General features: G+C 63.0%; 26 protein-coding genes. 6 read left to right on the forward strand and 20 right to left on the reverse strand.

Going from position 1 to position 25,975, the window contains the following annotated elements; all coding sequences use genetic code 11:
- Nucleotides 1-237: 237 nt before the first annotated feature.
- Nucleotides 238-756, reverse strand: a complete 519-nt coding sequence (ssb, locus tag Q0718_RS10625; RefSeq protein ID WP_298917513.1) for a single-stranded DNA-binding protein — start codon at nt 754-756, stop codon at nt 238-240.
- A gap of 288 nt (nt 757-1,044) precedes the next feature.
- Between ssb and uvrA the strand changes: the two genes are divergently transcribed.
- Both uvrA and Q0718_RS10635 read left to right on the forward strand, forming a co-directional pair.
- A complete protein-coding gene (uvrA, locus tag Q0718_RS10630) occupies nt 1,045-3,909 on the forward strand; it encodes an excinuclease ABC subunit UvrA (RefSeq protein ID WP_298917516.1) in 2,865 nt (954 codons plus the stop codon).
- Between the two features lie 110 nt (nt 3,910-4,019).
- Entirely contained in the window at nt 4,020-7,109 is a 3,090-nt protein-coding gene (locus Q0718_RS10635) for an autotransporter domain-containing protein (RefSeq protein ID WP_298917519.1), read from the forward strand.
- Nucleotides 7,110-7,202: 93 nt separating this feature from the next.
- On the opposite strand, the gene Q0718_RS10640 is transcribed toward Q0718_RS10635, so the two are convergent.
- From Q0718_RS10640 to Q0718_RS10650, 3 genes are read right to left on the reverse strand one after another with little or no spacing between them, the layout of a single operon-like run.
- Nucleotides 7,203-8,312, reverse strand: a complete 1,110-nt coding sequence (locus Q0718_RS10640) for an energy transducer TonB (protein WP_298917521.1) — start codon at nt 8,310-8,312, stop codon at nt 7,203-7,205.
- The gene (locus tag Q0718_RS10645) at nt 8,309-9,301 is read right to left on the reverse strand and encodes a hypothetical protein (RefSeq protein WP_298917523.1); all 993 of its coding nucleotides are present in this window, start codon (nt 9,299-9,301) and stop codon (nt 8,309-8,311) included. The genes Q0718_RS10640 and Q0718_RS10645 overlap by 4 nt, the downstream gene beginning before the upstream one ends.
- A complete protein-coding gene (locus tag Q0718_RS10650; protein ID WP_298917526.1) occupies nt 9,298-10,230 on the reverse strand; it encodes a hypothetical protein in 933 nt (310 codons plus the stop codon). Before Q0718_RS10650 ends, Q0718_RS10645 begins: the two co-directional genes overlap by 4 nt.
- A gap of 124 nt (nt 10,231-10,354) precedes the next feature.
- Between Q0718_RS10650 and trmFO the strand changes: the two genes are divergently transcribed.
- Complete coding sequence (trmFO, locus tag Q0718_RS10655; RefSeq protein ID WP_298917529.1) at nt 10,355-11,719, forward strand: methylenetetrahydrofolate--tRNA-(uracil(54)-C(5))-methyltransferase (FADH(2)-oxidizing) TrmFO; 1,365 nt, start codon at nt 10,355-10,357, stop codon at nt 11,717-11,719.
- Between the two features lie 57 nt (nt 11,720-11,776).
- Here the strand turns inward: trmFO and Q0718_RS10660 are convergent, their stop codons facing one another.
- Complete coding sequence (locus Q0718_RS10660) at nt 11,777-12,520, reverse strand: squalene/phytoene synthase family protein (protein WP_298917531.1); 744 nt, start codon at nt 12,518-12,520, stop codon at nt 11,777-11,779.
- A 184-nt stretch (nt 12,521-12,704) separates the two neighbouring features.
- Here Q0718_RS10660 and Q0718_RS10665 point away from each other — a divergent pair, with 184 nt between their 5' ends.
- Nucleotides 12,705-13,289 carry a Fe-Mn family superoxide dismutase gene (locus Q0718_RS10665; RefSeq protein ID WP_298917535.1) on the forward strand — a complete coding sequence of 195 codons (585 nt, stop codon included), beginning with the start codon at nt 12,705-12,707 and terminating at the stop codon, nt 13,287-13,289.
- A 79-nt stretch (nt 13,290-13,368) separates the two neighbouring features.
- Here Q0718_RS10665 and secF read toward each other — a convergent pair whose 3' ends face one another.
- From secF to Q0718_RS10725, 12 genes are all read right to left on the reverse strand, one after another.
- A complete protein-coding gene (gene secF, locus Q0718_RS10670) occupies nt 13,369-14,379 on the reverse strand; it encodes a protein translocase subunit SecF (RefSeq protein WP_298917538.1) in 1,011 nt (336 codons plus the stop codon).
- 8 nt (nt 14,380-14,387) lie between these two features.
- Entirely contained in the window at nt 14,388-16,025 is a 1,638-nt protein-coding gene (gene secD / locus Q0718_RS10675) for a protein translocase subunit SecD (protein WP_298917541.1), read from the reverse strand.
- A gap of 11 nt (nt 16,026-16,036) precedes the next feature.
- Nucleotides 16,037-16,363, reverse strand: coding sequence for a preprotein translocase subunit YajC (gene yajC / locus Q0718_RS10680; protein ID WP_298917544.1), 327 nt, complete (start codon nt 16,361-16,363; stop codon nt 16,037-16,039).
- A 113-nt stretch (nt 16,364-16,476) separates the two neighbouring features.
- Entirely contained in the window at nt 16,477-17,037 is a 561-nt protein-coding gene (locus tag Q0718_RS10685; RefSeq protein ID WP_298917547.1) for a LysM peptidoglycan-binding domain-containing protein, read from the reverse strand.
- A 36-nt stretch (nt 17,038-17,073) separates the two neighbouring features.
- Nucleotides 17,074-17,895: a twin-arginine translocase subunit TatC gene (gene tatC / locus Q0718_RS10690; protein ID WP_298917549.1), complete on the reverse strand. Its 822-nt coding sequence runs from the start codon at nt 17,893-17,895 to the stop codon at nt 17,074-17,076.
- The gene (gene tatB / locus Q0718_RS10695) at nt 17,892-18,200 is read right to left on the reverse strand and encodes a Sec-independent protein translocase protein TatB (RefSeq protein WP_298917552.1); all 309 of its coding nucleotides are present in this window, start codon (nt 18,198-18,200) and stop codon (nt 17,892-17,894) included. The genes tatC and tatB overlap by 4 nt, the downstream gene beginning before the upstream one ends.
- 9 nt (nt 18,201-18,209) lie before the next feature.
- Nucleotides 18,210-18,428 (reverse strand): twin-arginine translocase TatA/TatE family subunit, encoded by a 219-nt coding sequence (gene tatA / locus Q0718_RS10700; protein WP_298917555.1) that lies wholly within the window; start codon nt 18,426-18,428, stop codon nt 18,210-18,212.
- A gap of 64 nt (nt 18,429-18,492) precedes the next feature.
- Entirely contained in the window at nt 18,493-19,182 is a 690-nt protein-coding gene (gene scpB / locus Q0718_RS10705; RefSeq protein ID WP_366523876.1) for an SMC-Scp complex subunit ScpB, read from the reverse strand.
- 56 nt (nt 19,183-19,238) lie between these two features.
- Nucleotides 19,239-20,051: a ScpA family protein gene (locus tag Q0718_RS10710; protein ID WP_298917740.1), complete on the reverse strand. Its 813-nt coding sequence runs from the start codon at nt 20,049-20,051 to the stop codon at nt 19,239-19,241.
- A 5-nt stretch (nt 20,052-20,056) separates the two neighbouring features.
- Nucleotides 20,057-21,070: a beta-N-acetylhexosaminidase gene (gene nagZ / locus Q0718_RS10715; RefSeq protein WP_298917561.1), complete on the reverse strand. Its 1,014-nt coding sequence runs from the start codon at nt 21,068-21,070 to the stop codon at nt 20,057-20,059.
- Nucleotide 21,071: 1 nt separating this feature from the next.
- Nucleotides 21,072-21,800, reverse strand: a complete 729-nt coding sequence (locus Q0718_RS10720) for an SPOR domain-containing protein (RefSeq protein ID WP_298917565.1) — start codon at nt 21,798-21,800, stop codon at nt 21,072-21,074.
- A 158-nt stretch (nt 21,801-21,958) separates the two neighbouring features.
- A complete protein-coding gene (locus tag Q0718_RS10725; protein ID WP_366523877.1) occupies nt 21,959-23,134 on the reverse strand; it encodes a deoxyguanosinetriphosphate triphosphohydrolase in 1,176 nt (391 codons plus the stop codon).
- 92 nt (nt 23,135-23,226) lie between these two features.
- Here Q0718_RS10725 and erpA point away from each other — a divergent pair, with 92 nt between their 5' ends.
- Nucleotides 23,227-23,574 (forward strand): iron-sulfur cluster insertion protein ErpA, encoded by a 348-nt coding sequence (erpA, locus tag Q0718_RS10730; RefSeq protein WP_298917570.1) that lies wholly within the window; start codon nt 23,227-23,229, stop codon nt 23,572-23,574.
- 30 nt (nt 23,575-23,604) lie between these two features.
- Here erpA and Q0718_RS10735 read toward each other — a convergent pair whose 3' ends face one another.
- The 3 genes from Q0718_RS10735 to Q0718_RS10745 all read right to left on the reverse strand — a co-directional run bounded on the left by Q0718_RS10735 (nt 23,605) and on the right by Q0718_RS10745 (nt 25,264).
- Nucleotides 23,605-23,871 (reverse strand): hypothetical protein, encoded by a 267-nt coding sequence (locus Q0718_RS10735; RefSeq protein WP_298917573.1) that lies wholly within the window; start codon nt 23,869-23,871, stop codon nt 23,605-23,607.
- A 171-nt stretch (nt 23,872-24,042) separates the two neighbouring features.
- Nucleotides 24,043-24,363 (reverse strand): hypothetical protein, encoded by a 321-nt coding sequence (locus tag Q0718_RS10740; RefSeq protein WP_298917575.1) that lies wholly within the window; start codon nt 24,361-24,363, stop codon nt 24,043-24,045.
- Between the two features lie 7 nt (nt 24,364-24,370).
- Nucleotides 24,371-25,264 (reverse strand): fatty acid desaturase family protein, encoded by an 894-nt coding sequence (locus Q0718_RS10745; protein ID WP_298917577.1) that lies wholly within the window; start codon nt 25,262-25,264, stop codon nt 24,371-24,373.
- Between the two features lie 78 nt (nt 25,265-25,342).
- Here Q0718_RS10745 and Q0718_RS10750 point away from each other — a divergent pair, with 78 nt between their 5' ends.
- Complete coding sequence (locus Q0718_RS10750) at nt 25,343-25,963, forward strand: carbonic anhydrase (protein WP_298917580.1); 621 nt, start codon at nt 25,343-25,345, stop codon at nt 25,961-25,963.
- The last annotated feature ends 12 nt before the right edge of the window (nt 25,964-25,975 follow it).

Consider the following 25,975-nt stretch of genomic DNA (forward strand, 5'->3'; position numbering starts at 1 on the left):
CCGGGGTCCATCACGGGACGGCTGGGCCAGCTGGAACCGTTGGGAGATGGATCCCGGGTCGAGCCCGGGATGAGGGGGTTGGGAGAGGTAGGCCGACAGGACGCCGTTTGGGCTTGCGACGAGGCGTTCCCTTCGCGTCCTATGGGACGCGTGTCCGTGCCGGACAAGGTTTGCGACGATTGCCGTTGGCAATCTTAGACCCGCATGGCGGGACGCAAACCTGGAGGCTAGATTGGATTAGAACGGTATTTCATCATCCAGATCGAAATCCTGTTTCGGGCCATCCATATTGGCGGCGGAGCGGGAGCCGCCGCCTTGATCCATATTGCCATAGCCGCCGCGATCTTGGTTGAAGTTGCCGCCGCCGCTTCCGCCGCCATAATTACCACCACCGCCGCCCGAGCCCTTGCTGTCGAGCATGGTCAGATTGCTGTTCGGACCTGCCACCTTGACCTTGGTCGTGTAGCGGTCATTGCCGTCGCGGTCCTGCCACTTCTCGGTCGTGAGCTGGCCTTCGATATAGAGTTTGGAGCCCTTGTTGACGTAGCGTTCGACCACGCCGACCAGGCCTTCGCCGAAGATCTCGACGGTGTGCCATTCGGTTTTCTCGCGGCGTTCGCCGGATTGGCGGTCTTTCCACGTCTCGGACGTGGCCATGCGCAGCTTGGCGACCTTGCCGCCATTGCCGAAGGTGCGGACTTCCGGATCGGCGCCGAGATTGCCGATGAGGATGACCTTGTTGACGGAACCTGCCATGATATTCTCCTGTGAGTGCGCAGCCTCAGTGGGGCTGCGGGCGGGTGGATGCGCATCTTCTGGCACCGGGTCGCGGCGCGGTCACGGGGCGTGGCCGACGAAGCTGTGGACGGCATTGAAATTCGGTGCCTCCGCCCCATCTGCTGATACGTAGGTAGGGGCGGACATCGTCAATGCAGAGCCGAGCTTGCCGCGACTCGAAACTTCGAGTAGCGCGGATGTTCTTTATCTGTTCCAGCGGATTTGTCCAGCTTCGGAGCCACATCACGCGTGACGGGTTAGCTATTCATGGCCATGCTGAAAAACATCCAGGTGCGCGGCGCGCGCGAGCACAATCTCAAGGATGTGGATGTCGACATGCCGCGCGACAAGCTGGTGGTGATCACCGGCCTGTCGGGATCGGGCAAGTCGTCCCTCGCCTTCGACACCATCTATGCCGAGGGCCAGCGCCGCTATGTCGAGAGCCTGTCGGCCTATGCGCGCCAGTTCCTGGAATTGCAGGGCAAGCCGGATGTCGATTCCATCGAAGGACTGTCGCCCGCTATTTCCATCGAGCAGAAGACGACGTCCAAAAATCCGCGCTCGACCGTTGGCACGGTCACGGAAATCTACGACTATATGCGCCTGCTCTGGGCGCGGGTGGGCGTGCCCTATTCGCCCGCGACCGGCCTGCCGATCGAGAGCCAGACGGTCAGCCAGATGGTCGACCTGATCATGGCGATGGATGAAGGCACCAAGCTCTATCTGCTCGCGCCCGTCGTGCGCAATCGCAAGGGCGAGTTCCGCAAGGAGATCGCCGAATGGATGAAGGCGGGCTATCAGCGCGCCAAGATTAATGGCGAGATCGTGCGGCTTGAAGACGCCCCGGCGCTGGACAAGAAGTTCAAGCAGGACATCGATGTCGTGGTGGACCGGGTCGTGGTGCGCGACGGCGTGGAGACGCGTCTGGCGGACAGTCTGGAGCAGGCGCTGCGCCTGTCAGACGGTCTGGCCGTGGCGGAACAGGCGGACGATGCCGACCAGCGCCTGCTGTTTTCGTCCAAATTCGCCTGCCCCGTCTCCGGTTTCACACTGGCCGAGATCGAACCGCGCCTGTTTTCGTTCAACAGTCCCCAGGGTGCCTGCCCGACCTGCGACGGGCTCGGCAAGGAGCTGAAATTCGACGCGGCGATGATCATTCCGGACGACAGTCGCAGCCTCGCAGGCGGGGCCATCGCGCCCTGGTCCAAGACGCCGTCCAAGCTCTACGCGCAGACATTGAAGGCGCTGTGCGACCATTATGGTTTCTCGACCTCTACGCCGTTCAGGGACTTGAACTCGAAGTCGCAAGAGGTTGTTTTATATGGCACCAAAGGCACGCGGATCCAGTTCAACTACAAGGATGGCCGCCGCACTTACAAGACGAAGAAGCCGTTCGAGGGCGTGGTGCCGAATCTGGAACGGCGCTTCCGCGAGACGGAAAGCACATGGGTGCGCGAGGAACTGAGCAAGTATCAGAGCGACAGCCCGTGCGAGACCTGCGACGGCAAACGGCTCAAGCCCGAGGCCCTGTCCGTGCGCGTCGGCGGGATGGATATTTCCATTCCCGGAGAGATGAGCATCGCCCATGCGCTGGACCATTTCGAGGGGCTGAAGACCAGCCTGTCCGACAAGGATCTGGAAATCGCGGAGCGCATCCTGAAGGAAATCACGGACCGGCTGAAATTCCTCAATGCGGTCGGGCTGGACTATTTAACGCTGGGGCGCGGCTCCGGCTCGCTGTCAGGCGGGGAGAGCCAGCGCATCCGGTTGGCCAGCCAGATCGGCTCTGGCCTGACGGGTGTCCTCTACGTGCTGGATGAGCCCTCCATCGGGCTGCACCAGCGCGACAATGCACGGCTGTTGGAAACGCTGCAGGAACTGCGCGATCTCGGTAACACCGTGCTGGTCGTCGAGCATGACGAGGAAGCGATCCTGACCGCCGACTATGTCATCGACATGGGGCCGAAGGCGGGCATTCACGGCGGCGAGGTTGTGGCCAAGGGCACGCCGAAACAGATCATGAAATCGCGCAAGTCGCTGACGGGCAAATACCTCACTGGCGCCAAGGAGATCGAGATCCCTGCGGTGCGCCGCCCCGTCGATCCGAAGAAGGTCATCCGGGTCGAAGGCGCCTATGGCAACAATCTCAAGGACATCGATGTCGACTTTCCGCTCGGCGTCATGACCTGCGTCACGGGCGTGTCGGGCGGCGGCAAGTCGACCCTGACCATTGAGACGCTCTACAAGGCGGCGGCGCGACGCATCAATAAGGCAACCAAGGCGCCCATGCCGCACCGCGCCGTGCACGGCCTCGACGCGCTCGACAAGGTCATCCAGATCGACCAGTCGCCTATTGGCCGCACCCCGCGTTCAAATCCAGCGACTTACACCGGCGCCTTCACCCCGATCCGCGACTGGTTCGCCGGCCTGCCCGAGGCCAAAACGCGCGGTTACAAACCAGGACGCTTTTCCTTCAACGTCAAGGGCGGGCGCTGCGAGGCGTGCCAGGGCGGCGGCGTCATCAAGATCGAGATGCACTTCCTGCCCGACGTCTATGTCACCTGCGACGTCTGCAACGGCGCGCGCTACAATCGCGAAACGCTGGAAATCAAATTCAAGGGCAAGTCCATCGCCGACGTGCTCGACATGAGCATCGAGGAGGCGGCAGACTTCTTCAAGGCGGTGCCGTCGATCCGCGACAAGATGGTCACACTGCAACGCGTCGGGCTGGGCTACATCAAGGTAGGCCAGCAGGCGACGACGCTGTCGGGCGGCGAGGCGCAGCGGGTGAAGCTGGCCAAGGAGCTGTCGAAGCGCGCCACGGGCCGGACGCTCTACATCCTCGACGAGCCGACGACCGGACTGCATTTCGAGGATGTGAACAAGTTGCTGTCCGTGCTGCAGGAACTGGTCGGCAACGGTAACACCATGGTCATCATCGAGCATAATCTCGACGTGGTGAAGACAGCCGACTGGGTCATCGACATCGGCCCGGAAGGCGGAGACGGCGGCGGCGAAGTCGTTGCGACCGGCACTCCGGAAGACGTGGCCAGTGTCGAGGCCAGCTGGACCGGGCGCTATCTCAAACCGATGCTGGAGAGGATCGCGGCCCGGGCGGAAGCGGCGGAATGACTGGTGCAGAAGCGGCGGAATGATAACGGAGGTTGTCTAGATTAATCTACCTTAGATAAACGCCGTGGTATGAAGGAGGTGCAGGGGGCCTCGATTCAAAGGTCTAATACGTGAAAAATTTGTCCTTCGCCAGCGTGCTGCTGACCGGCACGAGCCTGGTCGTTTTGCTGTCCGCCCAGTCCGCTCATGCCGCCTGCACCGTCGACGGCGATCCACAAGCCGATGCGTCCAATCCCGAAACCGGCCAGACGATCACGTGCGCCGACAATCTCGACAATGACGGCGTGGTCAACCGACAGGCCGACAATGTCACGGTCAACATAGAAGCGCCGTCCGGTGGCATCTCCGTCACGGGTCAGGCGGGTGTCGCGCTCGGCGACGGAGCGACCGTCACGGTCGCCGGCAATTCGAACCGGCCGATCAACACGTCCGGCGACAGTGCCCCCGGCATCGACGTGGCCAATGGCGCGACGATCACGATCGACGGCCAAGTCGCCACATCGGGCGAAACTTCCGGCGCAGTGCGGACCGGCGACGATGCGACCGTGAACGTCTCCGGCACCGTGCGGACGGGCGGCGGCGACTCTGGAGCCGTCTCCGTCGGCAGCAACTCCACGATCGAGCTGACCGACAAGGCGCTGGTCACGACCGGCAACAGCAATTCGCCCGCCGTGCTGATCCGCGGCGACATGAGCACGCTCAATGTCGGATCGGACGCCCGCGTCACCACATCGTCGGGCATGTCGAACCCCGTCAAGGTCGACGGCAATTCCGGCACGGTCAACGTGTCGGGCGATGTCCGGTCTTCATCCGGCAACGCCACGGCGATCCTGTTGACCGGCAATGACGCCAAGGTCACGGTCCGCGGCGGCGGGTTCGTGACGGCGCAGTCGTCCGGGTCCAACGGCATCGAAAGCCAGGGCACGGGCGCGACCATTCGCGTCGAACGCGGCGGCGAAGTGCGCATCAGTTCCGGCAATTCCACCGCGATCGTTTCGGGCGACGAAGGCACGGTCGAAATCGCGGGCGAAGTCTCGGCGTCCTCCTCGCAGAGCCAAGGCGTCGAGCTTGGCGACAAGGCGACGCTCACCATGCTCGAAATGGGCACCATTTCCACCTCGTCTTCGGAGTCCCAAGCGGTTCTGATCAACGAATCCGCGACATCGGCGACGATCAATGTGAATGAAGGCGGCGAAATCGATGCCGTCGGCGCGCAGGCCATCGTCTCGCGCGGCTCGGCCGACGTCACCATCAATGCCGACGGCATGATCTTCGGCGGATCGTCCGATCCGACGATCGATCTGGGCGGCGGCGACGACATGATCAACATCGCCGGGACCGTCAGAGGGTCCACCTCCGACCCCGTCATCAAGATGGCCGGCGGCAGCGATACGCTGACGATCGAAAGCAACGGCACGCTGGACGGCTCCGGCAAGCTGCTCGCCGATCTCGGGGAAGGCAGCGACACGCTGAACCTGCGCGGCGGATCGTATGAATCGTCCCAGTTCAGCGGCGCGGAAACGGTCAATGTCGGCGAAGCCGGCAGCGGCGGATCTGGCAGCGGCGGGTCCGGCACCACGGCCGCAACCGCGGCGACGGCGAAGTTCGCCGCGCAAGGTTTCGTGTTCCAGGCCCCGACCGGCTCCGGCGCGACCTATACGGTCAATGACAGCCAGCCCAACCAATCCGTCAACGTCCAGGGATCCGGCAGCTCCGTCGACATTGTCGATGGCGGGACGGTGGCCAGCAGTTCGGCGTCCAACGGCGGATCGCTGACGATCCGAGACGGCGGCAATGGCGGCGACGTCAGCTCCAGCTCAGGCGGATCCGTCACGGTCCAGTCGGGAGGTCAGGCCAATGTCAGCTCCGAATCCGGCAATGGCGGCACCACGACATTCGAATCCGGGTCCAACGCGAACGTCGAGGGACAGGGGTCGTCGCGGCGGCAGGATATGCGCGTTTCCGGCGCGGACTTCCAATCCGGCTCCAGCGTGAACGTCAACAACTCCGTGTTTCTGAGCGGCGCCGCACAAGGCGACACGATTTCGGTTGCCTTGGCCGAAAACGCCTTCGTGGACGGTGTCCGAGGTCAAGGGGTCAGCAACGCGAACTCGCTTCGCGCCGCGGCCGGCCTCGACCGGATCGCCCAAGCCGGGACCGATGACGCGGCCCTGGACCAGCTGGACAAGATCGTCCTCGCTTCGGCTCAATCGGTCGATCCCATCTTTCAGCGGATTTCGCGCCAAGGCGAAGTCCAAGGCGCCGTCGGCGGTCTGGCCGCCGCGCAGCAATTCGGCGACTCTCTACGCGCGGGCGCCAGCCCGCTCGTCAGTGCCGCCGGTTTCGCCCGGAACGACCGCACCTTGCTGGCCGGACCGATCATGTTGTCCTCGGATGACGGCGATAGCGGCATCTGGGCGTCCGTGAACTACGGCAACATCGATGTCGAGGCCGGCGATACGACCGGCATCCAATCCGAAAGCGTCGGCTACGCCGCCGGTTTCGAACGGCGCATCGAACTCGGCCTGTTCGACGAAGCCGCGGTCGGGATCGGCGTCGGCTACACCTATACCGACACGAACGGTCCGACGACGGACGGCGATGCGAAAAGCTATTCCGTCGGCGTCTATGGCGGCGGCACGCGCGGCGGTTTCCGGTCCGATCTGGCACTGAGCTACACCAATTCCGACATCGAAACCCTCGGAGCCGATACCGGTGCGGATGTATTCACCGGGCGTCTCGAAGTCGGCTACGACCTGACGGGCGACGCCAATTCGGGCCTTCAGATCACACCCTTCGGACGCCTGTCCGGAACGCTGGCCAGTTTCGACGACATTGCCGCGGCGGGACCCACGGAGACGCAACTCCGTGACGGCGATCTCGACCAGGGTGTCGCCGGGCTCGGTGCGCGTCTGGGCCTGATCGACTCAGGCGACACGGGTGCCGTGAAGGTCAGCATAGAAGGCGCTTACGAGCATGTTTTCGGCGACCGTGAACTCGCCTATGAAGCGCAGATCGGCGCGACCCAGAACGCCTTCTCCGTGTTGCAGACGGTTGCGGACGAAAACCGTTTCCACGCTGCAGCCAATGTCGGTCTGTCCATTTCGAACACGATCGATGTCGCCCTGCGCTGGGATGGCCGCTTCGGCAGCGAGGTGGAAGACCACCGTGCCAGCCTGCGCGGCACGATTCGCTTCTAACGGTCGAACGCGGCAACGCCGCTCTAATACTGCGTCCCGCCTTTCATCGGAGGCGGGACGCCCGGCCCGGCCTGATGGCCGACGGCATACCTCCTACCAGATGACGTCTCCACGCTCATCCAGCAGCCTGAAGGTTATCGTGGCAAGAATATCCGTCCGGTCCGCGTCCGTCTGATCGGGCGTCCGCGCCGAATATTCCCATTTTCCGAGCGATCTCATCGCGGGCTTTTCGAAATATTCGGGCCAGGCCGTGATAACCCGCTCATTTGTCGGGCGGCCTTCATCGGTCAGATCGAATTCGACGACGACATAGCCGGATTGCCGCGCCTCTGTGGGCATGACGGGGGGAATGCGTTTGATGGGCAGAACATTTTCGTTGCGCGGCTTGTCATAAGGCCAGCACTGGCAAAGGCCCTTTTCTTCCGCTTCTTCCAGACGGCCTGCGTCGCGCAAGGCGCCGCGCATGTGGATCCACCGTCCCAGCGCCGTTCCGACGACCGGATAGGTTCCGGGATCAAACCCGTCCGTTTTCTCCATGACGGTCTGATAGCGCAACGCGGCACTCATATGGTCCTCGTCGCTTTCATGGGCGTAGCCGCGATAGAGGTTGGCATGGATATGCTGGACCGTCCGAATGCCGTCCGTCGCGCTCTCGAAGATGGTCAGCGCTCGCTCCGACGCTTCGGCCGCGCGCTCGCCATCGCCTTCGCTCGCATGCATCCCAGCCAGCAAGGTCAAAGCCTCGCCGGTGAACGTACTGCCTGACAATCCGTTCTCGTCGGCGTAATCGACAAGTTTGATGGCGGCATGTCGGGCCCTGCGTATCTTGTCCCGGTGCCGGAGCAACTGGATATGCACGATCCCGCGCTCGAGATAGGTCAATGGGGCATCGGCACCATATCCATCCGTCAGTTCCATGCTGCGTTCCACCGCTTCGATCTGGTCTTTCTCGATCGGCTTGCCCTGCGCGGCGGCGTAATTGAAGGCCAGGTCTCCGGTCGATTTATGATCCCCGAGCGTGGATTCGGCCGCCTGCCAAGCCGCGCGAGCGCTCGTTTTCACCGCGTCCGCATCACCGGACTTCATCGCGGCGACATAGGCGTCGTAGGACGTTTTCACGCTGTCGGGCAATTGCGCTGCGGAGGGCGACGCCAGGCAGAGCGCCAGGGCAAAGGCCGCGCACGTTTTCTTGATGGATGTCATGACTGCGTTTCCTCCCGGTCGGTTGCGTTTGCCGCTTCGGCCCATTGCTTCGTGAAAAAGGCCTGCGGTCCGGCCAGCATGAGGGTGAAGACCATGTAGCCGAAGCTCGTCAGGACGATGGCGACGATGCTCGTTATCCTAAATCCGGCCGTTTCAGACGCACGCTCGATCGCGGCGAGCGAAGCGGCAGAGTCGGCGCTGCTCAGCAGTGCAAAAATGTCGGCCAATCCAAGTTCGGAAAACGCCATGAGCATACCGATCGAAAACGTGGTGTAACTGACGACATTGCCGATCAATCCGGCAACGAGGATCGAACCGAACATGGCCCAGAAGCGGTTGCGGCTCACATGCCGGGCCGCAAAGACGTGGATCCTGCGCCTCAACGCCGTCAGCGCTCCGGCGGCGTATAGACGCAGTCCGATCCAGGCAGAGACCCACATGATGAGACCGTAGGTCAGCATCATGCCGAATGCGAACAGGACGACCGACTCCCCACCTGCCGCAGCGACGAAAGCGCCAAAGACCATTCCGCAAATTATCAACGCAATGAAATATGCAAACATCAAAGCGGCGGAAAAACCGAGGATCGCTAGCGCCTGACGCCCTTCGTCCCCACCGAAACGGATCGGGAAAGCATTCACCGGGTCTGAAAAGAAATAGTTCCGGAAGAACGCCGCACGGACAAGAGCGACGACTCCGACATAGACGATGAACCAGAGGGTGAAATAGGCGAAGAACCGACCCATGGTCCCGAACACGGCCGACGCGGCATCGGCATCCGTTTCCAAATTCGCCGTGGCCACGATCAGCTCCACATAGGATCCGATCATCGACGGGATCAACGGAAGGCTGGTGATCGTCAGGAAGAGCGTTCCCCATCCCGCGAGGATCCAGAACAGCCGCATGCCGCCCGGGGCACGGAACGCGCCGAACATGGCGTCCGTGATCTCGTAGTCGGTCGAATATGGCGCTGGGACGATCCCGGTCACGACAGCTCCGATGCGATGGCCTTGGTGCCGTCTTCCAGACCGGGCGCGTAGGTTTTCGCCGCCAATGCCGCGGGCCCGGCCCACACATAGTAGAACAGAGCGCTGGCCACGAGCATGGCCAGATAGAGCAAAGCCATCAAGGCGAGCAGAGCCGGCGGGAAGGACATATCGGGAGCCTCGACACTCTCCATGCCGCCCATGACCGGCATGAGGATCACCATGAACACCGCCATGACGACGATGTAGGCGACCATGGCGAGGGCCAACCAGGCGGCGTAGGCACCGAACAAAGTCCAGAACTTGCCTTTCGTGGCCCGCCACGCCTCGAAGAACCGGACCCGGCGGTCGCGGATCGTTAGCGCAGCGGCTGGCGAAAAGCGCACGGCCAGCGCGCCCAGACCGACAAAAACCGCGATGTAGGAGAGCGTGCCTATGAGCATGAAGGCGGTTGGCGGTCCCGTTTCGGATTCCAGCGACCCCATGGCTATTCCCACGAAAAGAACCGCAAGCGCGATAGCGATGGCGATGACAATTGTGGAAGCGATGAACGCGACCATCCAGATCAGCAGGACCACGAAGACACGCCACTCATCCGCACCCAGCCGCAACCGGAAACGATCCCGGCGCATATAGCGCCGCAGATAGGCCGCCTCGAAAACGGCATAGAACAGCAGGCTGAGCGGCAGGACGACGAGATAGATCAGCGCCATCATGCTACCGCTCATCTGTGTCGTCTCGATCACGGCTTGCGGGTCGTCGGAAGCCACGGCGCTAAACATGTCGACATACCAGCCGCCGAACAACAGCGCCATGACACCACCGAAAAGGAGCGTGACCAGAAGATAGGCGAGTGCATAACGCCAGACGAAGCCCCGGGGCGCGCCGGTCCTTGCGAAATGCAGAAACGCATTCTCGAATTCGAATTGCATGGCTGACACCCCTTCAACTCACGGTTTAATATCTAGCAAGGCTTCGATGCCGGGTCCAGTGTTATAGAATACGACCCTGCAACCGCCTCTTGTCGCGGCCATGGCGCGGCTCTAACGCGCGCGCATGATCAAACCCGTACACATTGTCGGCGCCGGCCTGGCGGGATCCGAAGCGGCCTGGCAGGTCGCGGAGGGCGGCGTTCCGGTCGTTTTGCACGAAATGCGGCCCGAACGGATGACGGCCGCGCACCAGTCCGGCGGTTTCGCCGAACTCGTCTGCTCCAATTCGTTCCGTTCCGACGATCATCTCGGCAATGCCGTCGGTTTGCTACACGAGGAAATGCGGCGCAGCGGATCGCTCATTATGGGCATGGGCGAAGTCTGCAAGCTTCCGGCCGGCGGCGCACTCGCCGTGGACCGGGACGGCTTTTCGGATGGCGTCACCACCCTGCTGGGCCAGCACCCCCTGATCGATATCGTCCATGGCGAGGTTGAAGGTTTGCCGCCAAGCGACTGGGAAAACACGATTATCGCCACCGGCCCGCTGACGGCGGACGGTCTGGCCAAGGCGATCCTCGCAGAAACCGGAACGGATTCGCTGGCTTTCTTCGACGCTATCGCCCCGATCGTCTATCATGACAGCATCGATTTCGACGTCGCCTGGATGCAGTCGCGATACGACAAGGGCGACGGGGCGGATTACATTAACTGCCCGCTCGACAAGGACCAGTATCACGCTTTCATCGAGGCGCTCGTTGCGGCAGACCAGACCGAGTTCAAGGACTTCGAAAAGGATACGCCCTATTTCGAATCCTGCCTGCCGATCGAAGTCATGGCGGCGCGCGGACCCGAAACATTGCGCTTCGGTCCGATGAAACCCGTCGGCCTGACCAACCCGCACGATCCAACGGTCAAGGCGCACGCCATCGTCCAGCTGCGCCAGGACAATGCGCTCGGCACGCTCTACAACATGGTCGGCTTCCAGACGAAGATGAAATACGGCGCGCAGACCGATGTCTTTCGCATGATCCCAGGGCTGGAGAAGGCCGTCTTCGCCCGCCTGGGCGGGATTCACCGAAACACTTTCATCGACAGCCCGAAACTGCTCGATAGGCAGTTGCGCCTGAAGTCGCGGCCTGACCTGCGTTTCGCCGGACAGATCATGGGCGTGGAAGGCTATGTCGAAAGCGCCGCACTCGGTCTGGTGGCGGGCCGCATGGCCGCGGCACAGGCCAAAGGGGAAACGCTACCTGCCCCACCCGCCACGACCGCGCTCGGCGCGCTGGTCGAACATGTAACAGGTGGGTTCATGGACGGGCCGAAGGCGAAGTTCCAACCGATGAACGTCAATTTCGGACTGTTCCCACCCGTGGAGAAACGGGTGATGCAGAACCCGGACGGCACGCGCGCGAAGGGCAAGCAGAAGACGCGGGTCAAGCGCCGGGCCATGGCGGAACGGGCCTTGGCGGATATCGCAGGATGGGGGTAGGAACCATTCCTCTCTGATCCGTCTCCGGCACTTATGGCCGGGGACGGGCCGAAACGTTCATAGACGCCCCGATCCCACGGCCTTCAACATCCGCACCTGCTTCAGGAACGGCGCATAGTCTGGCACTTGCCCGGCCGGATCAAACCCCTGCCCTCGCATCCTCTTCAGAAAGCCGGGGACGAGCGACACGTAGGCCAGCGCCGGGAGCGCCGCACCCGGCTTGACCGTGCGCGCCTCCCTGTAGGCCTCCTCCGACGCCGCCAGGATCGTATCGAACGGCAACTCCTTGAGCATGCCGTCCTTGTAATAGCGATAGCTCCGCGCCAGCCCGCAAAGTCCCCAGGCCCGTCCGGCGGCCACGCCGCCTTCCCCGCCGCAGATTGTCGCGGCCGCCGCAGCCAACGCGCCCGATGTCGCGTCCGCATACGCCGTCGCGGCATCCATGGTCTCGAAAGGCCGTGGATCGAGATCCCGTTCGCGACCGTCGATGAGGCGGTCGAGATAGAACCGGCTCAGACCCGTCTGCACAACCATCTCCGCCAGCGGCGTGCTGACCTCATGGGCGCGGACGGGTCCGCTGCCATATATTTCGCCCAGGCAGTCGCGCCACCATTGATAGCGGATCCGGCCCATCATCGGCTCGGTGACCAGCTCCGGCACTTTGGCCAGTTCGGCATGGAAGGCGTAAAGCGCGAAAAGCCGGTCGCGCACGTCCGGATCGGCCAAGCGTGCCGCGCGCACCCGGTCTGGGTCGGCGGCGCCCACGCGGTCCATCACGGAACTGTCAATCGGGATTGCCACCTGCGACCCTTGTTCGTCTTGCCCATCCAGGACGGGACTGCCTATGCGAAGACGGCGCCGGCGCAAGCCCGATTGTCGGACCCGGACGGTGGAACCACCGGCCGGGACGCGCGGTCGATCAGGAACATTGCACCGGCTGTCACGTAGGAATAAGCGTAAATCCCCCAGAACAAGAGAGATCAACATGGCTTTCGAACTCCCCGACCTTCCCTACTCGCGCGACGCGCTCGCCCCCACGATCAGCGAGGAAACGCTGAACTTCCACTATGGCAAACATCACAAGGGCTATGTGGACAAGCTGAACAAGGGCGTCGAAGGCACGGAATATGAAGGCATGGAACTCGAGGAGATCATCCGAAAAGCCGAAGGCGGGATCTTCAACAATGCCGCGCAGGTCTGGAACCATACCTTCTATTGGCACTCCATGTCGCCCAACGGCGGCGGCAAGCCCAATGGCAAGCTCGGTGAGCTGATCGACCGCGACTTCGGCGGCTATGACGGCTTCGTCACGGCTTTCAAGGACAAGGGCGGCAGCCAGTTCGGCTCCGGCTGGGCCTGGTTGGTGCAGAAGGCGGACGGCACGCTGGACGTGACCAACACGCTGAACGCGCATACGCCGGTCGAGGATCAGGACGTCACCCCGCTGATGACCATGGATGTCTGGGAACACGCCTATTATCTGGACTACCAGAATGCGCGGCCGTCCTACATGAACGGCTTCCTCGAAAATCTCGTCAATTGGGATTTCGCGGAAAGCAACCTGAACTAGGCCCGGTCACGGCCAATGAAAAAGCCCGCCATGTGCGGGCTTTTTTTGTGCGCGGACAGAGATGGAGAACGTCTGGCGATCAGGCCGTCCGGGGCTCGGCTTCCTTCACTGCATCGATCCGGGAACCGCGCTTGAGCTTGAGCATCAGCAGCATCGGGCTGGCCACGAAAATGGACGAATAGGTCCCGACCAGCACGCCCCAGATCATGGCGAATGAGAAGCCTTGCAGACCCGGCCCGCCCAGCACGAAGAGGGCCGTCAACGCCAGCAACGTCGTCACGGATGTCAGGATGGTGCGCGACAAGGTGTCGTTGATCGAGATGTTGATGACTTCTTCCAAAGGCATCTTCTTGTATTTGCGCAAGTTCTCGCGGATCCGGTCATAGACGATCACCGTATCGTTGAGAGAATAGCCGACGATCGTCAGAATGGCCGCGATGATGGCGAGGTTGAATTCGATCTGGAACAGTTCGAACACACCCAGTGTCAGGATGACATCGTGCAGCAGGGCGATCACCGCCCCCGCCCCGAACTGCCATTCGAACCGGAACCAGATATAGGCCAGGACGAGACCGAGCGCGAGCACGACGGCGAGCAAGCCCTTGCGCCTGAGTTCGCCCGACACCTTGCCCGAGACGGTCTCCGTCGCATCGATGCGAATGTCGCCATACTCGGATTGCAACGCGTCGATCAGCGCCGCCTGAGCGACCTGCTGCGCATCGGTTTGCGTTTCTCGCGCTTCCTCTTCCGAGACGTCGCCTTCGGCTTCTTCGGTCTGCAAGGGCAAGCCTATGCGAAGATAATCGTAGGTGATGGTCGATCCGGCGGGCTGCGAGATATTCTGCACGGTCGATCCATTGAAGCGGCTCTGCACGAATTCCTGTGCCGTATCGGGCGGCGCTTCGCCGAAGTCGACCACGGTCACGACACCGCCGCTGAAATCGATCCCGTAATTCAGGCCTTTGGTGAAAAACCAATAGGAAGACACCAGCACGGCGATCAGGGACAGGATCCCCGCGATCACGCGCAGCTTCAGGAAAGGGACGCGCGGTTGAACCGGCATCAGCTTGACCATGGAAATGTCGCGCATGTCGGGTCCTAGATCGGAAGGGTTTTGGGCCGCGTCCCGCGCAGCCAGGTCGCGGTCAGCAGGCGGGCGAAGACGACGGCGGTGAAGACGGAGGTGACGATGCCGATGGCCAACGTTACGGCAAAGCCCCGAACCGGGCCGGACCCGACGAAGTAAAGCGTGATCGCGGCGATCATCGTCGTGATGTTGGCATCGAGGATTGGCGCGAGAGACCGGCGATAGCCCGTTTCGATGGCGTTGACCGGCGGTCGGCCGTTATGCGTTTCCTCGCGGATGCGTTCGAAGATCAGCACGTTGGCGTCCACCGCCATACCGATGGTCAGGATGATGCCCGCGATCCCCGGCAGGGTCAGCGTCGCCCCGAGCAAGGTCAGTGCCGCCGCGATCAGAGCGATGTTCGTCGCCAGCGCCACCACGGCGATGGTCCCGAAACGCAGGCCATAGGACAGCCACATGAACAGGGCGACGCCGATCAAGCCGATGATCGACGCCACCTGCCCGGCCCTGATGGAGGCTTCGCCCAGTTCTGCGGAAACCGTGCGTTCCTCCACGATCAGCAGCTTGGCGGGCAGCGCACCGGCATTGAGCAGGCGCGACAGTTCCGATGCGCTGTCCGGTGTGAACGAGCCTTCGATATAGCCGCGACCGCCCGTGATGGCGGACCGGATGTTCGGCGCGGTGATGATCTCTCCGTCCAGCACGACCGCGAAGGGCCGGCCGATGTTGCGCGCCGTCATCTCGCCGAACAGTCGCGAACAGCGGAAGTTGAACTTGAAGTTCACGATGGGATTGCCCCGGTCGGGATCGACGCCCGGCGAGCTGTTCTCCAGACATTCGCCCGTGATGCGCGTGCTTTCTTCCACGATCAGTCCGCCGCCCTGGTCCTGATGCGGGAAATAGCGAGTGCCGATGCTGGCCAGGCGTGCATCGCCCGTCTCCGCATCGAACGTGGTGATCGCTTGGCTGAGTGCGCGTTCATTGTTGCTGTCCGCGTGGACGAGGTGGAAAGACAGATTGGCCGTCCGGTTGATCGCGGCCTTGATCTCGTCGATGTTTTTGGCGCCCGGGACCTGCAGCAGAATGCGATCGTCGCCTTCGCGGACCAGCGTCATCTCCGTCGTGCCCGACGGGTCGATGCGGTCGCGCAGCACTTCGATCGACTGGTCGATGGTGCGTTTGCGGATGAATTCTATCTGCGCGTCGGTGATCTCGACCGTGAAGCCGTCACTGCCGAGTGGCGTGACGATGGTCGTGCGCGGCGACCCGATCTGGCTGGGATCGACCGGAACGCTCAGAGCGCGGACGATATCGAGCGCCGCCGCCTGATCCTCGGACCGGCGCATTCGCGCCACGACCTTGTTGTCGGCGATCCGAACCGATTCCGCGCGCAGCCCTGCATCGCGCAGTTCGGTCAGAATGCCCGTGCGTTCATTGACCAGCGCCTGTTGCATGACGCTCGACAGATCGACCTCGAGCAACATGTGCGCCCCGCCCTGAAGGTCGAGACCGAGATTGATCGTGTTCTGCATCCATGTCGGAAGCGATTGGCGGGTCTCCGGCTTGATGGCGTTCGGCGCGGCGAGCAGGATGCCGATCGCGACGAGACCGACAATGAACAGGGTCTTCCAGCGGGAGAAAAAGAGCATATCGGCGCGGCCTAATCGTTGGCGGCGGATTTGGGATTGCGCACATCCGCGATCATGGACCGGACGACTTTCACGTCGTTGTTCGCGCCCAGCGTGATCGTCATCTCGTCATCGTTGATTTTCTTGACCTTGCCGATCAAGCCGCCGCTGGTGACGACTTCGTCGCCGCGCGAGATCTCGGCGAGCATCGCCTTGTGTTTCTTCATGCGCTGGCTCTGCGGTCGGATCAGGAGGAAGTAGAAGATCAGGCCGATCAGGGCCAGCATCAGGAACTGGCCGCCAATGGCCGGGCCGGCACCGCCGGCCGGGGCCGCCTGTTGAATCAGCGTGATGATCATATCGGGTACCGCCTGCGCATTGACCGGGCCCCTCGCCCGGCGTCGTCGTGTCGCGGCTATATAGAGACGCCAGCCTTATCCGCAAGCAATCGCGGCAGACTTCGCAGCGAAAGCTAGGAGGTCAGGCAATGACCGTCCGGCAAGGACAGATCCTGCCCGAGGCGGAGCGCGTTCGGATCGGCGACCGTGTTGACGGACAGGATGTCGGCGACGGAAACGCAGGCCTGGCGAGCCACGGAGAACAGCGTGTCGCCTGCCGCCACGACGTAGCGTCCGCGTGGAGGCGCCGTGTCGGTTGTCGCCGGCTGCAGGTTCGCCGTCGGAGACGGTCTTGCAGGAACGACGAGTGCGTCTCCGAGACCGATGGACGGTGTGTCCAGAGCGTTGGCCTGCATCAGTCCCGATACGGAAACGCCGTAGCTCCGGGCGATGGAAAACAGGGTGTCGCCTTTGGCAACGATGTGCCGCGCCATTCCGGACTGGCGATAGACAGGCACCGTTTCGCCGTCGTTTGTCGTTTCGACGGATAGCTCCAGGCCGGTGGCTTGCATGAAGGTTTGGACCTTGGCCACCTCGGCACGAAGCGCCGCCGACCGTTCATCGACAGGACGTTCGACGGCCCAGGCCGGGGCGGCCAGCACGACGGAAACGAGAAGGAAAACGGTCGGGCGCATAGTTCCGCAAGGGTGCGCGCTCACGGTTAAGGAGTCCTAAACCGCGGCCTCCTGAACGGCTTTTCGTTCGACCATGCGCACCGCGATGATCGAAAACTCATAAAGCAGATAGATCGCTCCGCCGAGAATGAACTGGGTGATCGGATCGGGCGGCGTGGCGAAGGCGGCGAAGACAGCGATGGCCAATACGGCATATTTGCGCCAGCGCCGCAGCTGACCCGATTCCACGATATCCGCCCGGCCCAGCAGTGACAGGATGACGGGCAGCTGGAAGGACAGGCCGAAGGCCAGAAACAAGGTCGTGGACAGGCTGAGATAGTCGGCGATGCGCGGCAGCAGCTTGATCTCCTGCCCGCCGCCGATCGATTGCTGGCTGAGTGCGAATTCCATCACGAAGGGAAAGACGAAGAAGAAGACGAGGCTGGCGCCCGCCACGAACAGGACCGGGCTGAGGATCAGATAGGGCAGGAATGCGCCCTTCTCATTCTTGTAGAGCCCCGGCGCGACGAAGCGGTAGAGCTGGTAGGCCAGCACCGGAAACCCGATCACGACGCCCCCGAACAGGGCGATCTTGAGCTTGACGAAGAAAGTCTCCAACGGCTGCGTCGCGATGATTTCCATGTCGATCAGCGGTTTGCCAGCTTCGAGCATGCGCATATTATAGCGCACCAGGGCTTGCTCGAAGGGCCAGAGAAGCCAATCGACAATATGGCCGAGAAAGGGCGCGCAGGCGATCATTCCGGCCACGACGGCCAGAACGGATTTGATGAGCCGCGCGCGCAGTTCGTTCAAATGGTCCAGCAACGGCGCACGCGAGGCTTCGACCTCGTCCGTCTCTAAATTGGCCTGTTCGCTCATGTCTTGTCGGAGGGCCGGTCGGTCGTGTCGCGCAGTTCCGTGTTCAGGTCGCGAATGTCGCTGTCGAGTTCTTCGTCGAGAAAGCCGAGGCTCTTCATCTGCGCGATTTCGGCCCGCAGCGACTTGATCTCGTCATCCGCGTCCATCTCGTCGAACGCATCGCGGAATTCCTGCCCCATCTGGCGCAGGCGCGCCATGAAGCCGCCCAGCGAGCGCATGACCTTCGGCAGATCCTTGGGCCCGACGACGATCACGGCCAGCAGGGCGATGACCACCATCTCCCCGAAGCCGAAGGACGGAAGCATGAAGGCCGCTTAGTCCTTTTTGCGGGGGGTGACGTCGAGCGCGTCGTCGGCCGGATCGGATTTCGCCGCCATCTTGGCTTCGGCGGCGTCGTCCTTCAGACCTTTCTTGAAAGACGTGATCCCCTTGCCGAGATCGCCCATGATGGCGCTGATCTTGCCGCGGCCGCCAAAGACGAGCAGCGCGATGATCAGGATGATGATGATGCCGATGGGATGGGCCGTAAACATGGCCTGCCTCTAGGCGGCGAAGGCGGACGGGTCAATCGGGTGCGGTCAGTTCCGCCGCATTCCCCTAATCGTCTTCCGCCAGGAAATCCTCGAAGAATTCCGCATCCTCCGGCTCCATGTCCAGCGGACCCTCGTCGTTGCGCAGAGCGTCCAGCATGGACGGTTCGGGGACTTCGAAATCCTTGGGCAGTCGCGGGTCGAGCAGACCGGCGGCCTTGAGTTCGTCGCGGCCCGGCAGGTCGGTGATCTGTTCGAGGTTGAAATGGCCGAGGAACCCTTCGGTCGTGCCGTAGGTCACGGGTCGGCCCGGCGTGCGGCGACGGCCGCGCACACGCACCCAGCCCAACTCCATCAACACATCGACCGTGCCCTTGGACACGGCCACGCCGCGTACATCCTCGATCTCGGCGCGCGTCACGGGTTGGTGGTAGGCCACGATGGCCAATGTCTCGAGCGCCGCCTTGGACAGTTTGCGTGGCGCTTCGCGCACATCGACGAGCTGTTCGGACAGGTCCGGCGCCGTCTGGAACCGCCAGCGGCCCGCCACGCTGACCAGATTGACGCCCCGTTCCGCATAATCGCGCTGCAACCGGGCGAGCAGCGCGCCGACGTCCGTGTCCTTGGGCAGGCGGTCACGCAAGGTGGCGACATCGATCGGCTCCGACGCCGCGAACAGCAGGGCTTCGAGCAGCCGCACCTCGCCGTCCTGCGCTGCGCCTTCCCCGCCCTGGCCCAGCCGGTCCGTCAGACGCACGACATCCTCCTCGATCCCGGCGGAGGCCTTGTCGAGCCGGTCCGAAGTCGGACGCTTCACGGCGCCGCCTTTTGCGCGGTCCGCAGATAGATGGGATCGAACGCCACGAGTTGGCGCAATTCGATGTCGCCTTCCTTGGCCAGTTCCAGCCCGGCCAACAGGGACGACGCGCGGATAGAGGATTGGGGCACGTTACCGGGCAGATCCGTCCGGTCGATCAACGAATCCATCGCCGTCCATTCCGACAGGTCGGACCCGGTATTCGCCATGGCGCGCTTCAAACGGTGCCGCGCCTCGTCCATGCTCAGCACATTCGGCTTGGGCAGCGTGTGGTGTTTGAACGCCGCGCGCGACCGCGACGTGCCGTAGGCTTTCAGCAGATCGAACAGGTCGGCTTCGAACAGCGGGGCGGTGCGGGACCGCAAACCTTCCGGCGCACCCCGTGCGAGAACGTCCTGGCCGATCTTCGGCAGGCGTTGCAGACCCGCCACCGCGCGCCGCATGGCGTCGAGCCGCTCCAGCCGGAAGGCCAGCATCGCCGCCATTTCCTGCGCTTCCGGCGTTTCCATCTCCGCCTTTTCGCTCGGAATGATGAGCCGCGATTTCAGATAGGCCAGCCACGCCGCCATGACGAGATAATCGGCCGCCAACTCGATCCGCAAGTCGTGCGCCGTCTTGATGAAATCCAGATATTGCTCGGACAGCTCCAGTATCGACACACGCGCCAGATCGACCTTCTGCTTGCGCGCCAGTTCAAGCAGCAGGTGCAGCGGGCCTTCGAAGCCGTCAATGTCGAGCAGGAGCGCATCCGGACTCTCCTCGGCCGTCTCCAACGCCTCGAAGCGCAGATCCTCCTGAAAGTCCTCCATCACGCTCACGACACGGTTCCGAGCAGCGCATCGAACTCCGCCTCCGCCCGCGCGCGGTCGAAGACGGACGCGCTGGAGGCAACGATCTCGGCGACGCCCGCGCGCGCTCGTGCATCGCCGGACAACGGACGGCCACCCTTCGCGACGTCGATCATGTCGGGCAGTTGGCCGGAGCATTGCAGGGCCACATCGCATCCGGCATCGAGCGCCGCGCGGGTCTTGGCTTCCAGACTGTCCCCGCTGAGCGCTTTCATATCGAGATCGTCCGACATGAGCAGCCCGTCGAAACCGATGCGCTCGCGGATCAGAAACTGCAGCGCCTCGGCCGATATGGTGACGGGCGCATCGCCTACCGCCGCATAGACGGCGTGGGCGGTCATCGCCATCGGGGCGCGGTTCAGGGCGCGGAACGGCGCGAAGTCCGTCTCCTCCAACCTCTCCATGGCGGTGTCGATCCGCGGCAGCGCCAGGTGGCTGTCCACGGTCGCGCGGCCATGACCGGGAATGTGCTTGATGACCGGGGCGACTCCGCCTTCCATCAGTCCGTGCATGGCAGCGTGGGCCAGATCGACGATCCGGTCCGCCGTCTCGCCCAGAGCCCGGTCGGAAATGATCGGATCGGCACCGGGCTGCGGCAGGTCCAGCACGGGCGCGCAGTCGGCCGTGATGCCGACGGCGCGCAGATCGTCGGCGATCAATCTGTGTCCCAACCAGACGGCGCGCCGCCCGGCCTTGGCATCGCGCGCATGGATCGCGGCATATGCCGCCCCGGTCGGATAGGCGCGCCAATGCGGCGCTTTGAGACGCTGCACCCGGCCGCCTTCCTGATCGACGAAAATGAGCGCATCGCGCCCTACCGCATTCCGCAGATCGGCGCACAGACGGCGAAGCTGGTCCGGCGTGTCCACATTACGCGCGAACAGGATGAACGCCCAAGGATCGGCGTCGCGGAAGAAGGTTTTCTCCGCCCGCGTCAGGCGGGTGCCCGAAAGGCCCAGAATCGCAGCGAGATGGCTCACCCTATCGCCGTGCGACGAAACAGGATTGCCCGGCCGCGTCCAGACGTTCGCAAGTCGCCGCGGCCTGGGATTTGTCGGAAAAGCCGTCCACGCGCGCCCGGTAGTAGATACCCTTGTCGCCCAGATCGACACGCACGATGTCGGAGCCGTAGGAGGACAGGATCGCACCGTGGGTGGCGCGGATGCGCGCGAACGTGGCTTCGGCCTCCGCCTGGCTGCGCAGCGATGCGACCTGCACCACCCAGTCCGATCCGCCTGCGGCCGGGGGCGGGGCGGGCAGCACGGCCGGTTCGCGCGGTTGCGGCTCGACGGTCACGACAGGATCCGGCTCCGCCGCGGGCGGTTCGTCCGGTACGGGGTCCGGATCGGCGATGACGGGACGGTCCACAGGCGTTTCGGGCGGCGGCAAGGTGACGACGTCCGTACTCGGGTCCGCGCCGGACATGACATCGAAGACTTCCTTGTCCTGATCCGGCGTCTGCTCCCCGCCGGGATCTTCGGGAACGACCTTGAATGGCGTGTTGTCGGCCGTGATGAGCGGCGGGTCGCCACGGTCGCGCACGCCGGGCTGGTAGATCTTCAGGATGATGAAGGCGACGGCGGCCAGAAGGCCGAAGCCGATGACGAGCTTGAGCAGCCCGGCGCGCTCAGACGTGCGGGTCACGTCGAAAGGTGCGATCGGTTCGTCGGCCACCATGGCCGGATTGAATTCTGGCCCGTCAGAGCTCATCGGTCTTTTCCCCTCGCCGTGTCCGCCCCCGTGATGAAGATGGTGAGCGAATCACAGCCGTTCTGTCAATCATATCGCAAGCGGAATGCGGCGTCTTGTTGACGAAGTAGGGGAAAGCCGCGCGCAACTTAAACATTTATTGCAGCCGGATCCCGCGCTCAGCCGCCCAGATAGGCCGTCGCCGTGAACAGCTTGCGGTGTTCGGCGATGGCGAAGTTGTCCGTCATGGACGCGATATAGTCCGATACGACCCGCGCCGTTTCCAGCGCGTGCGGCCCGGCACACCCTGCCTGCAGCTCCGTCGGGAGGACGGACGGGTCGGCGATGAACAGCTCGAACAACTCACCCACGACGCGCGACGCCTGTGCCATCATGCGGTTGACCAGATAGTGCCGGTACATGCGCGTCATCAAAAACTCCCGCAAGGGGCGCTCCTTTTCGCGGAACGCCTCGCTGAAGTCGCAAACGGCTTCGGGCATGTGCCGGATATCGTCGGGGCTTTGCGGATCGTGCTTTTCCAGTCGTCTGCGCGTTTCCGACAGGACATCGGCCACCATGTGCCCGATCATGTCGCGCACGGCTTCGTGGATTTTCCGGTCGCTCGAAATGTCCGGATAGCGGCGGTCCACGTCCGCGAAAGCCTCGCCGACGAACGGCACATCCCGGATATCGTCCACGCTAAACAGTCCGGCCCGCAAACCATCGTCTATATCGTGGTTGATATAGGCGATGTCGTCGGAAATCGCTGCGACCTGCGCTTCCGGCCCGGCGAACGTGTGAAGCTCAAGCGCCTGATAGTCCGGTATGGCCCGCAAGGCCCAGGGCAACGTCTTGTAGTCCGCTTCGCGCGTCACGACCGGGCCGTTATGCTTGGCGATGCCTTCCAGCGTCTCCCACGTCAGGTTCAGACCGTCGAATTCCGCGTAGCGGCTCTCCAGATGGGTAACGATCCGCAGCGTCTGGGCATTATGGTCGAACCCGCCATAAGCGGCCATCGCCTTGGACAAGGCGTCTTCGCCCGCATGGCCGAAGGGCGGATGACCCAAATCGTGCGCCAGGGCCAGGCACTCCGCCAGATCCTCGTCCAGACCCAGGACGCGGGCGATCGACCGGGCGATCTGGCTGACTTCGATCGAATGGGTCAGGCGCGTCCGGTAGTAATCGCCCTCATGCGCGACGAAGACCTGTGTCTTGCCTTTCAAGCGGCGGAAGGCGGAGGAATGGATGATCCGGTCCTTGTCGCGCTGGAACGGGCTGCGCTCCGACGTGGTCGGCTGCGGGATGGCGCGGCCGCGCGCATTGTAGGGATCGGACGCGTAAGGCGCGCGCGCCATCCGGGTGGGCTTGAAGACGGTCACGGTCACTCTTTCGTTAGGGTCGGGACATCAGCCCTTCCAGCCGGGTGTTCCTGCGCTATATAAGACCTATGACCGCAACCGCCACCGAAACCCTGCCCGTCACCTTGAGCGGATCCGCCGCGCGCCAGATCAACACGATCATGGCGAAACAGGGCATGGACCGCTTCTTGCGCGTCGCCGTGGACGGCGGCGGGTGTTCGGGCTTTTCCTACCGCTTCGGTTTCGACGATGCGCCGGGGTCCGACGATCTCCTGATCGAACGCGACGGCGCGCGCGTGCTGATCGACGAGATGAGCCTGGAGTTCCTGGCCGGGTCCGAGATCGACTATTCGCGCGAACTGATCGGCGCGTCCTTCAAGATCAACAACCCGAACGCGACCGCGAATTGCGGCTGCGGGACGAGTTTTTCGATCTAGCCCGTTGGTTTGCGTGCCCGCTATATGGGTCTAGGCGGCGCGCCGCGCGGCGTCGCGAACCGGATTGCCTAGGAACGCGTGTCTGTGCCGGACCAGATATGCTTCCGGCTCCGTCATCAGGCGCCAATGAACCCGGTAGCCCGAAAGGTTTCCTGCGTTTTCAGGGGTTTTCCACGTCAAGTTCGCGCCAGGCCGGACCGCACCTTCGATCTCGACATTGGCTGTGAAAGGCAACGTGCCTGCCATGCCGGCCAAGACGATGGCATTGAGCCCGGTTAGCTTGGCCGAATCGTCCACGCCCTCCATCGTGTCGCCATGGACGATGCCGTCTTCTGTCCGCAGGTCCTGATGCTGGCGATCGTAATGTTTGTGCGTTTTTCATGATGCGGACACCGGGAATGCAGACCTGGCTGAACGGACGATGATGGCCGCCTCGGCCAAAACGGTAGACCATCATCACATTCAGATTCACCCTGTACTGGTCGGCCTGTGCCTTGGCATACCGGGCCAGAGTGCGGCTCGGGCTGTCCACGTCCCCGCCCGTGAAGCGCCGGGACTGTCGTCCGCACCATTCGACAGATCGGTCACGCGGCTGAGAACGGAAACCCTATCGGTCGGCTCCATTATGCGGCGTTCGCCCTGGACCGCGCCGGACACGTAGATGACGTCGAGGCAGCCGCCGCAATCGGCAGTGATCCGTTCGAATTCCGGGAGGATCGAGCGCCGCGCCGCGCCGATTCCGCGAGTTCCGGACCGGGCCTCGGACAGCGTGCGCCGCGTAGAAACCACATAAACATCAACTCGTTACGACAAGTTGTAGAACCTCTCGATAGCTCGGCTGGATATCCATCGACCCGTGATGCGCTGTCATGGCGCGGTGCAGGCGCGGCAGCTGCCAGCAGGGCACATACATGTAGGCATGATGCTCCACATGATAGTTGACCCAATAGGGCGCGAGGAAGATGCGGGCGAGCCAATTCGCCTTCGTCGTGCGGGCTTGCGTCAGGACGTTGCCATCCGTCGTCGTGAGCGCGTGTTCGGCGATGTTGCGGTTGCGCAGCACGGCCATGAACCAGGTCGCCAGCGGTAGCAGCCACAGCACCGGGTAGACCCACCAATGGCCGATCAGGGCGAGACCGGCGAACAGGATGCCGTTTGTGATGAGGTAGGGCCAGACGGATGTCTTCTCGAACGCTTCCATGCCCGGTTCGTGCGAGGCTTTCAGGCTCGCCAGGCGCAGGCGGAAGAAGGTCTGGCCGGTCAGGTCGCGGAAGAGCTTTCGGCGCAAGGATGCTTTCGACACGGGAAACTTGGCCGAAAGCGGCAGGTCCGGATCATCGGCAGATTGGGTAAAACGGTGATGTTTCAAATGGTAACGCCGATAAGCCGACATGTCGCCGCCATAGGGCGCGCCGAGCAGCCACTTGCCAGCGAAGTCGTTCAATGCCCTCGTCCTGAACAGCACGCCATGCGCCGCATCGTGCATCAGGATCGCCATGCCATGCTGCCGCGAACCGACCAGCAGGATGGCCAGAATTATCGTGACTGGGTTGGTCCAGACGATCGCCACGGCCCAGGCCGCGAAGACCACGCCCCAGACATGCAAGGTCAGCCACGCGCCCCATAGATCGGAGCGGCGGGACAAGTGTCGCACAGTCTCGCGCGGCAGATATGAGGCGGACGCACCCATGGGTCCAAAGTGCGCCGCACATCCGCCCGTGTCAACGCAGGCGCTTGACCCATCACGGACGCGGCATAGAAGAGCCGGATGCCGGACAAGCTCATAGAGGGATATCGGGAGTTCCGCCTGTCAGATTTCGAGGTCCAGAAGGACCTCTACGAAACGCTGGGCAAGGGCGGGCAGTCGCCGCGGGTCATGTTGATCTCGTGCTCGGACAGCCGTGTCGACCCGACCGACATCTTCCATGCCTATCCCGGCGAAATGTTCGTTCTGCGCAACGTCGCCAACATCGTGCCGCGCGGCGATGTGGACACACGGACGCCCAGCACGGCGGCCGCTTTAGAATATGCCGTCAACGTATTGAAAGTCAAAGTAATACTGGTGATGGGACATGAAAGCTGCGGCGGCATCGATGCGTGTCTGAACGGAATCGAAGGGCGCTATGTCGGCGACTGGATCCGGCATCTGACACCCGCGCGGGACCGCATTCTCGCGCGCGGCCTGACCGGCAAGGATGCGCAGACGGAACTGGAATTGGAAGGCGTGCGGATGAGCCTGCAGAACCTGATGAGCTTCGATTTCATCGCCGAGAAAGTGCGCGACGGCGAACTCATCCTGCAAGGCGCCTATTTTTCGATCATATCGGCGAAGCTGCTGATGATGGAACAGACCGGAGCATTCGCGGAAGTGCCGCCTTCGGCGGATTAGAGACGTTCACCC

This window comes from uncultured Algimonas sp., assembly GCF_947498175.1.
Lineage (GTDB): Bacteria > Pseudomonadota > Alphaproteobacteria > Caulobacterales > Maricaulaceae > Litorimonas.